Consider the following 10740-nt stretch of genomic DNA (forward strand, 5'->3'; position numbering starts at 1 on the left):
CAAAATTTGGATCATGGCAGACAAACAAGCTTTTTTTGATCATATCACCAATGGATACCAAACCGAAGGCGAATCTATCACGCTAGGAGCAGCTATGCTTGATGGCGAAACCATGACCAATGCCCTGGTAAAAGTTCCATTAAAAACTATGAATCGGCACGGACTAATTGCTGGTGCTACGGGAACTGGGAAGACCAAAACCTTACAGGTACTGGCAGAAAATCTTTCCGAAAAAGGTGTTCCTGTCTTATTAATGGATATGAAGGGAGACCTCAGTGGTATCGCACAGCCTAGTCCTGGTCATCGTAAGATTGATGAACGCCACGAAAAAATAGGTATCCCCTTCACGCCTCAGAAGTTTCCAGTTGAAATAATGTCGCTTTCAGAGCAGAACGGTGTTCGTTTACGGGCTACCGTTAGTGAGTTCGGCCCTGTCCTATTGTCTCGAATTTTGGACGTGAGTGAAACACAGGCAGGTATTATTTCGGTCATTTTCAAGTATTGCGACGATAACAAACTTCCGTTGCTCGATTTGAAGGATTTCAAAAAAATTCTCCAGTATGCCACGAATGAGGGGAAAGAGGAGTTTTCTGAAGCATATGGTCGTATCTCTTCAGCTTCAACAGGCGCAATACTTCGTCGCATCGTAGCATTGGAACAACAAGGGGGCGATTTGTTTTTTGGTGAAAAATCGTTCGATACCGACGATTTACTCCGCATCGATGAAAACGGTCGTGGGTATATTAATATCGTTCGATTGACAGACATCCAAGATCGGCCGAATCTCTTTTCAACCTTTATGCTAAGCCTTCTGGCTGAAATCTACACAACTTTTCCAGAACAAGGTGATTCTGGCAGGCCGGAGTTAGTGATTTTTATTGACGAGGCTCACCTTATCTTTAAAGAAGCTAGCGATGCCCTACTCGACCAAATTGAAAGTATCGTAAAATTGATTCGCTCGAAAGGAGTTGGCCTATACTTTGTAACCCAAAACCCTACCGACGTACCGGATGCGGTACTAAGTCAGCTTGGACTAAAAGTGCAACATGCGTTACGGGCGTTCACTGCAAAAGATAGAAAAGCGATTAAGCTTACAGCGGAAAATTATCCGATTTCAGATTATTACGAAACCGATGAAGTACTTACCTCGTTAGGTATTGGAGAAGCCTTGGTTTCAGCTTTGAACGAAAAAGGGATTCCCACTCCATTAGCGGCAACGCTCATGCGTGCTCCGATGAGCAGAATGGATGTGTTGGAAGATAAAGAACTGAAGGACCTACTAAACGATTCAAAGTTAATCGACAAATATAACGAAACCGTCGACCGAGAGAGTGCCTACGAGCTTTTGAACGAAAAAATCGATATTGCCGAAAAGGAAGAAGCAAAAGAAAAAGCTGAAAAAGAGAAAAAAGCGGTTCGCAGTAGGTCGTCGTCTCGAAAAAGTACCCGCCAGAATCCGATTGTAAAAGTATTGAGTAGCCCTACTGTTATCAGAAGTGTTTTGGGTATACTCGGAAAACTCTTAAAATAACCATCAAAAACAATGTAATGCTATGAAGAAAAGCATATTATTTATCGCAATAGCAGGATTTATTCTTGCTAGCTGTACTGAAGAAAAAGATCCTTTTTTAATTACGGGTGATTCCGTAGGAAAGATTACTAAAGAGATGCGAATGAAGCATGTCGATTCCATTTTTGCTGAAGACTCCATCGTAAAGTTAAGCAGGGTGAAAAACGCTCTTGATACCCAAGGTGAAGTTGAAATCTACAGCAAGGAAGGTGAAAAATTATTGTTGATTTCCCCCGAAGATGAAAATGATCCTGAATCGTACATTGATAACATCCAGGTATTCGATTCGCGCTATAAAACTGAAAAAGGACTTACGAAAGCTAGCACTTTTAAAGATGTGAAGGATAATTACACCGTCGAAAAAGTGGAAAATGCCATCAATTCGGTTATTGTATTTTTGAAGGATTCGGAAGTATATCTAACAATCGATAAAAAACAATTGCCGGAAAACCTTCGATACAATCCCGACGCAAAGATTGAAGCGAGCCAGATTCCAAATGAAGCAACCATCAAATATTTTATGATTGGATGGGATATTGAAGAACCCGATTATGAGATTTCGACCGATCAGGAATAAGGGTTGGCTGTAAATGTTTTGTTAAGCCTCGCGGTTACGCGGGGCTTTCTTTTTAACTTTCGGTATAACCAAACTGATAATTATGATCAAAATCTTAGGGTTTGTTTTTACCATCTTAGGTGCCATAGCACTTGTAATAGGAGTTTTAAGTGTATTTGGAAGTATGAGCGCCGGAATTAGTCCGTGGGCGTTAATTATTTTAGGCGTCATTTTCTTCTTCGCAGGCATCGGTATATTAAAGCGAAAAAAGGATACCGACGAATAATACTATTCAACAAAAAAAGACAACAATGGCAGATGACAGGATAAAAAACAAAGACCAATACGAGGAATTGCGCGACAAAGGCTACAGTAAAGAGAAAGCAGCCCGAATTGCAAATACCGAGAATGCCGGAAAAAAAGGTGGACAGTCTAAACCCTACGAAAAATGGACCAAGGACGAACTTTACGAACAAGCTCAAAGTGCCGACATTGAGGGACGTTCCGAAATGAACAAAGATGAATTAATCGAAGCCTTACGCGAAAACAACTGATGTCTTTACAACCCTTCCACCTAGCCATCCCTGTTTATAACCTAGAAGAATGTCGCACATTTTATCGCGAAGTATTAGGTTGTGAAGAAGGACGAAGCAGCGACCATTGGGTCGATTTCAATTTCTTCGGCCATCAATTGGTCATTCACTATAAACCAAAAGAAGAAATTACTTCCGAGGCCATCAACCCTGTCGATGGCAAAAATGTTCCCGTTCCACATTTTGGAGTCGTGCTAGAGTGGAATACATTTAAAACCTTTTCCGAACAACTCAAAAACAAAAATGTTACCTTTATCATTGAACCTTATCTTCGCTTTGAAGGAAAACCGGGTGAACAGATGACTATGTTTTTTAAGGATCCTTCAGGTAATGCATTAGAATTTAAGGCCTTCAAGAATAACGACCAACTTTTTGCCACAACATAGATGAAATCGATTTCACCCAATATTATCCGACAACTGTTTGTGCTCCTACTCATTATATTTTTAGGCGCCCTGATTTTTGGTGAAATGATGCCGTACCTGTCGGGTGTTTTGGGAGCCGTTACGATTTACGTATTGATGCGTGGTTGGATGAAGAACCTAACTAAGAAGAAAGGTTGGAATCCCGATTTAGCTGCCGCTTTATTGATGTTTATTTCTTTCGTAGGCATATTACTTCCCGTATCTGGTATTATCCTGATGCTTGGAAATAAAATTGGAAACGCCGTGAAGAATTCTGAAGAGGTGATCCAAGCGTTTAAGGCGCAATTGGATGATTGGGAAGGTCGATTGGGATATGATCTCACCTCACAGATTAACACTTCCGAAATCTCTTCTTGGATATCAACGCAATTGCAAAGCTTTGCCGGAGGTACATTCGATATGTTTATCGCTATTGGGTTAATGTATTTTATGCTGTACTATATGTTTACAGACAGGAAACAGATGCGTTCCTCATTGTTCAATTATATTCCTATAAGCGATAAAAACCTAAAGGTCATTGGCAATGAAGCCAATGCTAAAGTGCGCGCCAATGCCATTGGCATTCCCTTGGTTGCCTTGGCACAAGGTGTCGTAGCCTTAATCGGTTTTTTCATTTTTGGTATTGAAGATCCACTCTTTTGGTTTGTCATTACTACCATCGGTTCAATGATTCCCTTTATCGGAACGCTTGTCGGAATCTTACCTGTTTTCATTCTTACCCTATCTGCAGGCGATACCTTTCAAGCTTGGGGAATTCTATTATATGGTTTCATCGTAGTAGGCTCTACCGATAATATTTTCCGAATGTATGCCTTGAAAAAACTCGATGATATTCATCCTCTCATCACTTTTATTGGAGTGGTGGTTGGCGTACCACTTTTTGGGTTTATCGGACTTATTTTTGGGCCCCTCCTAATCAGTTTGTTTTTAATTATCGTCCGTATCTATCGTGAAGAATACGGGAAACCGGCTACTCCCGAAGAAAAGTTATAGCATATGTTCAAGAAGTTTGAACGTACCGAATACCCACCGGTAGAAAACACGATGGTCTGGGATGGAGAATGTGGCTTCTGCAAGTATTGGATCACGCACTGGCAACAACTTACCGAAGCTTCCATTACATATAAAACCTATCAAGAGGTCGCTTCCAATTTTCCTGACATTCCCTTAAAGGAATTTAAAAAAGCATCCCGCCTCATCGAAACAGATGGTTCCGTCTTTAGCGGTCCGGATTCCGCTTTCAGAAGTTTTACTCATAGTAAAAAAAGCAATATTTGGCATTCGTGGTATCACAAATACCGCTGGTTTCAAAAAGCATGTGATCACAGCTACAATCATATCGCAAAAAATCGCTCTTTCTATTATAGGCTTACAGTGCTAGCATTTGGTCGAAATCCTAAAAAACTTCGACCGTATTGGTTGATATATCTATTCATAGTGATTGCCATAGCAGTTTCGATTTCCCTTATTTTATAACAAAATTTTAAAACAGTAGTTCCATTGGATTTTCTATTTTTCTAAAGATAAAAGAAAAATGACCTATGCTATTCAATAAGAAAAAAAAGAAACCCACCGATTCGGGAAGCACTTCCTCACAGTCTAATATTGCACTGATGAATGAAGGATTCACCGAAGACAATATCAAGGAAAATGTTGATAAGATAAACGATGACGATGTTGAAATCGTTATGGAGAACGAAGAAGCCATCGCTCGAAAATTAAGTAATGCAAGTCCATTACGAAAGTACGCCGAACTTGGAAAGATTATGCTTTCTATGTTGAAGGATGTTCGAAGCGGAAGTTACCCTAGTGTTCCATGGTTTACCATCGCGAGCATTGCATTGGCACTACTGTACGTTTTGAATCCCATGGATGTGATTCCAGATTTTATCCCAGGATTGGGATATATTGACGATTTAGCAGTGTTAAGTATTGGTATGGGATGGATTGAAAGCGACCTTCACAAATATTTGGACTGGCGCTTACAACGTGCAGAAGCTGCTACTGAAAGCTAAACCACATAAAGATCAACTTATTCTCTACGCTGCTCCCTTGCGAGCAGCGTATTTTTTAGGAGCATGGCAATTGTCATCGGTCCGACACCACCTGGAACAGGCGTTATGAAACTTGCCTTCTTACTCACGTTTTCGAAATCAACATCACCTTTCAAAACATAACCACGTTTTGCATTTTCATCGGGTACACGCGTGATACCCACGTCGATAATGACGGCATCGTCGCGAACCATTTCAGCTTTGACGAAATCGGGCACCCCAAGTGCCGAAATAATGATATCGGCCTGCGTGGTAATCTGCGCGATATTTTTAGTGCTACTATGAGTTAGGGTTACCGTACTATTTCCCGGCCAACCTTTACGGCTCATCAAGATACTCATGGGACGACCAACAATATGGCTTCGACCGATAACCACCGTATGTTTTCCTTTGGTATCAACATTATAACGCTCTAATAATTCGAGAATTCCAAATGGTGTTGCGGGAATAAAAGTACTCATATCCAAGGCCATCCTACCAAAATTTTCAGGGTGAAATCCATCGACATCCTTACTAGGATCAACTGCCATCAATACTTTCTGGGTATCTATTTGCGGTGGAAGTGGTAATTGAATAATGAAGCCATCGATATCATCATTATTGTTCAATTCCTTAATTTTCTTCAACAATTCCAACTCGCTAGTAGTATGTGGCAAGCGAATCATGGTGCTTTCAAATCCTACGCGCTCGCACGACTTTACCTTACTGTTCACATACGTGAGGCTGGCACCATCATCTCCAACAATCACGGCAGCTAAATGCGGTACTTTCTCGCCATTGGCTTTCATGGCATCCACCTCAGCCTTGATTTCGTTTTTAATATCGTTGCTAACTTTTTTTCCGTCGAGGATTGTCATTTGGTAAGTATTGAGATGTTAGTATTGAGAATTGAGATGGTAGTATTGAGTGGCAAAGTTTCAAAGTTTCAGAGTTTCAGAACTATAAGGAGATTAAAAATAATCGTATTAGACTTTTATATCAAATAATCTATTCGCTTTCTGCCTACAGCTTAAAGCTTATAGCTTACTGCTTATAGCATACCGCCTACTACTTCATATTCTTCATCATCTGCATCATCTTACGGCCACCACCGCCTTGCATCATCTTCATCATTTTGCTCATTTGGTTGAATTGCTTCAACAATTGGTTCACCTCCTGAACCGAGGTCCCACTACCTTTAGCAATACGTTTCTTCCGACTTCCATTTAGTACAGACGGCGTGCTTCGTTCTTCAGGTGTCATACTCTGAATGATAGCTTCAATTCCTTTGAAAGCATCATCGTCGATATCGACTCCCTTCAACGCTTTTCCAGCACCAGGAATCATTCCTACCAAATCCTTCATACTACCCATCTTCTTCACCTGTTGGATCTGACTCATAAAATCGTCGAACCCAAACTGGTTTTTTGCGATCTTCTTCTGAAGTTTACGGGCTTCCTTTTCATCATACTGCTCTTGTGCACGTTCTACCAGCGACACCACGTCACCCATCCCCAAAATACGATCGGCCATACGTGCAGGGTGGAACACATCGATAGCGTCCATTTTTTCACCCGTACCGATAAACTTAATTGGTTTGTTTACGACACTTTTGATGGAAAGCGCAGCACCACCGCGAGTATCACCATCCAATTTCGTAAGGACAACGCCGTCGAAATCCAAACGATCATTAAAGGCTTTGGCCGTATTCACCGCATCCTGACCTGTCATGGAATCGACCACGAACAACGTTTCATTTGGAGTAATAGCTTGGTGAATATTGGCTATTTCGGTCATCATCGTTTCATCGATGGCCAAGCGACCTGCGGTATCGACGATTACGGCATTGTGTCCATTTTCTTTCGCATGTTGAATCGCATTTTTGGCGATAGCCACAGGATCCATATTACCTTCTTCACTATAAACATCCACGTTAATCTGTCCACCTACTACGTGCAACTGATTGATCGCCGCAGGACGGTACACATCGCATGCTACCAATAATGGTTTTTTGGTTTTCTTACTTTTCAGGTAATTTGCTAGTTTTCCAGAAAATGTCGTCTTACCACTACCCTGGAGTCCCGACATTAGTATAACGGTGGGAGCACCACTTAGGTCAATACCAGCCGTTTCGCCTCCCATCAATTCGGTAAGCTCATCCTTTACGAGCTTCACCATCAATTGACCAGGTTGAAGCGATGTAAGAACATCCTGCCCCAAAGCCCTTTCCTTTACCGTATTGGTAAATTCCTTTGCCGTTTTAAAATTGACATCGGCATCCAATAGTGCACGTCGCACTTCCTTTAGGGTTTCCGCTACGTTTACTTCGGTAATTTGGCCGTGTCCTTTCAGGACGTGCATTGCCTTATCGAGCTTGTCGCTTAAATTATCAAACATGGTATTTATCGTGCATTTATAAGAGTCGCAAAGATAAGGATTGGCAAGAGAGTTGGCAAGCGCCGAGGGGAATTACTGCAGATTGGAAATAAGGAGTCAAATATTAATGTTAGCAAGCACATTTAAAATAGCAACTTATTAAGAAAAGAGTCATTATAATACAGTAATAGCAAAATTATTCACAAAAATTAAAGAAATAATTGTTATTTTATAATTTATACTATTGAATTACAATTTTTTAAAAAAAATCACTACATTAGATATATCCCATTTTTGCTAGTACCTCCTACTTACTGTTATCGCTAACTAACAATTTTCAAAAGGTATGTTGAATATCGATAACATCAGTAAAAATGAACTATATATGTAGAAAAACTACGCTTTTCCTTTTTTTGTTTTTTACTTCACCCTTGGTCTTCGCGCAAATCGGTTGGTCCCAAGCTGAAGTTGTTGAAAATTTTGGAGACCAATACGAGGTCGGTACAACCGATGATGGGATGTCGTATATCAAATACGATACGGAACAGTATTCTCGAAGAAGTGGCACCTATGTGCGTACGAAAGTAATCTACTTTTTTGAGAATAGTGATGGAAATGAGGTATGTCATTTATGGAAGACCTTCGACCCTTATTCGGAGACGAATATGGTAGTTTCCAATATTCAACAGAATAAGGCTAAAATCAATCACCGTACATGGAAAGATTATGGTGAAAACACTGTTTATGAGGTAGCTGTAAAATCCGGCTATTGTGTCGTGACAGCTTGGTACGATTTTAACAACGACCTATAGCCTAATAGTACTGTTGCACATTATCATTATGCCAATATAATTCTTGCCACTATTTTAAACGTGTTTACACACTGAATTTCAAAGTATTGTAGCATTACACTTCAGTTTTTTTAGTACCTTTAAATATCCCAACGTCTGGTACTCCCTAACCAGTTATAGTAAACCATTCCAGCACCTACTTGGAATAAACGAGTATCAGTATGACCATATCTACTGTATTTTACATACGTATTGATTCGCTTCACCATTTTAAGAGATTTTCACTTTCTTTTCTACAATGCTGCTTTTGGGTATTTATAAATGGTATCGCAACGGCTCAAGAGTCACCCCCAACCGATAAACTCGAAAAGCTAATCCCTTATATCAGCGACCGTCTCCAAGGCGATAATCAAGATTCCACAGAACTTTATACGTTAGTCCATCGCGCAGTAGCGCTTTCTGAAGCGGCTCGGGATAATCAATTATTAGGGCAATCGTATCGACATCTTGCGTATTGGCATCTGGCAAATCCTGAACTGGATTCTAGCCTCTATTATTTTGAAAAGGCAAGGCAAATCTATCAACAGGCGAAATTGGATAGTCTTCAAGCCGAAACCTATTTAGAAATGGAAGACGCCTATAAGCAACGTGGGTATTATACTGAAGCTATGGAGCAGGATTTCAAGGCGCTCGAGCTATTTGAAAAAAACCAACTTTCCCTAGGTATCGCAAAAAGCTATACACGCTTATGCGACATTCTTTATTATCAAGAGAAATATGCCGAAGGCGCCGAATATTGCCAAAAAGCAATCGATATTCAGTCAAAATACAACGTGCCGGAAGAACTCGCTATTAGCCACCGCTATAAGGCAGACAACCTTTTAATCCTTGAAAAATTTGAAGCAGCCCTAGAGGAAATAAACAAAGGGATTGCGGTTCTGAAAGCTGCGGGGAAATCGGAAAAAATCATCGCTCCCAACTATAATACCCGCGGGAATATTTACAAATACATGGAGCGTTTCGATGAGGCCATTGCTGAATATCAAAAAGTTTATGCTCTTGCCAAAGTCGAAAACAATACGCAGGGATTAATTTCTGCGCTCGGAAATCTCGGACACGTAAAAAGGCTTCAGGAAAGGTATGAAGAGGCGTTACCTTATACCTTAGAAGCCTTAGAAATCATCGAGCAAAGTGGAAATACTAGAAATCTTTTCGAGAATTATATGCATGCATCAGACAGCTACGCAGCCTTAGGTCAATTTGAAGAAGCGCTAAAATATGAGCGCCTATTTTCAGGAGCTAGGTTTCGAAATCTTGAGAAGACCATCGAGCAATTGGAATCGGAACTTCAGATAAAGTATGAAACCGCCCAAAAGGAAGCAACGATAGAAGAACAAGAGGCTACTATCGATAGGCAACGAAAAATTCAACTGCTCTATATCGGAATTGCAGTTTTACTCGGTATCATTCTGTTTGGAATGTATTTCACCATAACCAATATCCGTAAAAAGAGAAAGGCATTAGCATCGCTAAACACAGAATTGGAACAAAAAAAGGAGGCCCTCGAAACCTCTAATAGGAAACTGCAGCAATCCTTCGATGAACTAAAAGCTACCCAAGCGCAACTTATTCAATCTGAAAAAATGGCATCGTTGGGTGAACTCACCGCAGGGATTGCGCATGAAATCCAAAATCCTCTCAACTTCGTCAATAATTTTTCGGAGGTAAGTCGGGAACTCATTACGGAAATGCAGCAAGAGATTCAAAAAGGCGATCTAGTTGAAATAACCGCCATTTCTGAAGATATCAAGAATAACCTCGAAAAAATTCAACATCACGGGCAAAGAGCCGATGCCATTGTAAAAGGGATGTTGCTGCATAGCCGGAGCAGTAGTGGTAATAAAGAAGCTACTGACCTCAATAAGCTTTGCGATGAATATTTACGATTGAGTTACCACGGCTTGCGGGCAAAGGACAAAAACTTCAATGCTACCTTAGAGACCGACTTCGACCCAAACCTACCGTCACTCCAAATCATCCCACAAGATATGGGGCGTGTGGTGCTAAATCTTCTTACCAATGCCTTTTATGCGGTTCGCGAGCGCCAGAAAATGGAAGGTAAAAACTACAAGCCGACGGTTATCGTAGCCACTGCAATGGAAAAAGATGGCAAAGAAGTTTCAATTACAATTAAGGATAATGGAAATGGTATTCCGAAGGAAATCCAAGAGAAGATTTTTCAACCTTTTTTCACCACAAAACCTACCGGCCAGGGAACAGGATTAGGGCTTAGCCTAAGTTATGACATCGTAAAAGCCCATGGCGGTGAATTACGTGTTGCTACGGAGCTTGGGAAAGGAACAGAATTCGTAATTTCACTACCATCAACTAACTGA

At 40.7% G+C, this 10740-nt stretch carries 12 protein-coding genes; 10 read left to right on the forward strand and 2 right to left on the reverse strand.

What is annotated here, in order from left to right; translation table 11 throughout:
• The first annotated feature begins 13 nt into the window (after positions 1–13).
• The 8 genes from I4Q58_RS11205 (at position 14) to I4Q58_RS11240 (ending at position 5159) form a co-directional block, all read left to right on the forward strand.
• Positions 14–1531: a helicase HerA-like domain-containing protein gene (locus tag I4Q58_RS11205; RefSeq protein WP_203295972.1), complete on the forward strand. Its 1518-nt coding sequence runs from the start codon at positions 14–16 to the stop codon at positions 1529–1531.
• Between the two features lie 22 nt (positions 1532–1553).
• On the forward strand, positions 1554–2147 hold the full coding sequence (locus I4Q58_RS11210; RefSeq protein ID WP_203295973.1) for a hypothetical protein: 594 nt from the start codon (positions 1554–1556) through the stop codon (positions 2145–2147).
• Positions 2148–2229: 82 nt separating this feature from the next.
• Positions 2230–2412, forward strand: coding sequence for a hypothetical protein (locus tag I4Q58_RS11215; RefSeq protein ID WP_203295974.1), 183 nt, complete (start codon positions 2230–2232; stop codon positions 2410–2412).
• Positions 2413–2437: 25 nt separating this feature from the next.
• Complete coding sequence (locus I4Q58_RS11220) at positions 2438–2680, forward strand: DUF7218 family protein (protein WP_203295975.1); 243 nt, start codon at positions 2438–2440, stop codon at positions 2678–2680.
• Entirely contained in the window at positions 2680–3105 is a 426-nt protein-coding gene (locus I4Q58_RS11225) for a VOC family protein (protein ID WP_394369336.1), read from the forward strand. The genes I4Q58_RS11220 and I4Q58_RS11225 overlap by 1 nt, the downstream gene beginning before the upstream one ends.
• Positions 3106–4137, forward strand: coding sequence for an AI-2E family transporter (locus I4Q58_RS11230; RefSeq protein WP_203295976.1), 1032 nt, complete (start codon positions 3106–3108; stop codon positions 4135–4137).
• Positions 4138–4140: 3 nt separating this feature from the next.
• Positions 4141–4620 carry a DCC1-like thiol-disulfide oxidoreductase family protein gene (locus I4Q58_RS11235; RefSeq protein WP_203295977.1) on the forward strand — a complete coding sequence of 160 codons (480 nt, stop codon included), beginning with the start codon at positions 4141–4143 and terminating at the stop codon, positions 4618–4620.
• A 65-nt stretch (positions 4621–4685) separates the two neighbouring features.
• Positions 4686–5159, forward strand: a complete 474-nt coding sequence (locus tag I4Q58_RS11240; RefSeq protein ID WP_203295978.1) for a YkvA family protein — start codon at positions 4686–4688, stop codon at positions 5157–5159.
• Positions 5160–5176: 17 nt separating this feature from the next.
• On the opposite strand, the gene I4Q58_RS11245 is transcribed toward I4Q58_RS11240, so the two are convergent.
• Together I4Q58_RS11245 and ffh are read right to left on the reverse strand one after the other, a co-directional pair.
• Positions 5177–6055 carry a bifunctional 5,10-methylenetetrahydrofolate dehydrogenase/5,10-methenyltetrahydrofolate cyclohydrolase gene (locus tag I4Q58_RS11245; protein ID WP_203295979.1) on the reverse strand — a complete coding sequence of 293 codons (879 nt, stop codon included), beginning with the start codon at positions 6053–6055 and terminating at the stop codon, positions 5177–5179.
• 190 nt (positions 6056–6245) lie between these two features.
• The gene (gene ffh, locus I4Q58_RS11250; RefSeq protein WP_203295980.1) at positions 6246–7574 is read right to left on the reverse strand and encodes a signal recognition particle protein; all 1329 of its coding nucleotides are present in this window, start codon (positions 7572–7574) and stop codon (positions 6246–6248) included.
• Between the two features lie 353 nt (positions 7575–7927).
• Here ffh and I4Q58_RS11255 point away from each other — a divergent pair, with 353 nt between their 5' ends.
• Both I4Q58_RS11255 and I4Q58_RS11260 read left to right on the forward strand, forming a co-directional pair.
• The gene (locus tag I4Q58_RS11255) at positions 7928–8365 is read left to right on the forward strand and encodes a hypothetical protein (protein WP_203295981.1); all 438 of its coding nucleotides are present in this window, start codon (positions 7928–7930) and stop codon (positions 8363–8365) included.
• Between the two features lie 200 nt (positions 8366–8565).
• Positions 8566–10740: an ATP-binding protein gene (locus I4Q58_RS11260; RefSeq protein ID WP_203295982.1), complete on the forward strand. Its 2175-nt coding sequence runs from the start codon at positions 8566–8568 to the stop codon at positions 10738–10740.

Source organism: Luteirhabdus pelagi (genome assembly GCF_016827595.1).
Lineage (GTDB): Bacteria > Bacteroidota > Bacteroidia > Flavobacteriales > Flavobacteriaceae > Luteirhabdus > Luteirhabdus pelagi.

Coding starts and splice junctions, on each gene's coding strand:
- I4Q58_RS11205 (WP_203295972.1), top strand. CDS start 14: ATGGCAGACAAACAAGCTTTTTTTGATCATATCACCAATGGATACCAA.
- I4Q58_RS11210 (WP_203295973.1), top strand. CDS start 1,554: ATGAAGAAAAGCATATTATTTATCGCAATAGCAGGATTTATTCTTGCT.
- I4Q58_RS11215 (WP_203295974.1), top strand. CDS start 2,230: ATGATCAAAATCTTAGGGTTTGTTTTTACCATCTTAGGTGCCATAGCA.
- I4Q58_RS11220 (WP_203295975.1), top strand. CDS start 2,438: ATGGCAGATGACAGGATAAAAAACAAAGACCAATACGAGGAATTGCGC.
- I4Q58_RS11225 (WP_394369336.1), top strand. CDS start 2,680: ATGTCTTTACAACCCTTCCACCTAGCCATCCCTGTTTATAACCTAGAA.
- I4Q58_RS11230 (WP_203295976.1), top strand. CDS start 3,106: ATGAAATCGATTTCACCCAATATTATCCGACAACTGTTTGTGCTCCTA.
- I4Q58_RS11235 (WP_203295977.1), top strand. CDS start 4,141: ATGTTCAAGAAGTTTGAACGTACCGAATACCCACCGGTAGAAAACACG.
- I4Q58_RS11240 (WP_203295978.1), top strand. CDS start 4,686: ATGCTATTCAATAAGAAAAAAAAGAAACCCACCGATTCGGGAAGCACT.
- I4Q58_RS11245 (WP_203295979.1), bottom strand. CDS start 6,055: ATGACAATCCTCGACGGAAAAAAAGTTAGCAACGATATTAAAAACGAA.
- ffh (WP_203295980.1), bottom strand. CDS start 7,574: ATGTTTGATAATTTAAGCGACAAGCTCGATAAGGCAATGCACGTCCTG.
- I4Q58_RS11255 (WP_203295981.1), top strand. CDS start 7,928: ATGAACTATATATGTAGAAAAACTACGCTTTTCCTTTTTTTGTTTTTT.
- I4Q58_RS11260 (WP_203295982.1), top strand. CDS start 8,566: ATGACCATATCTACTGTATTTTACATACGTATTGATTCGCTTCACCAT.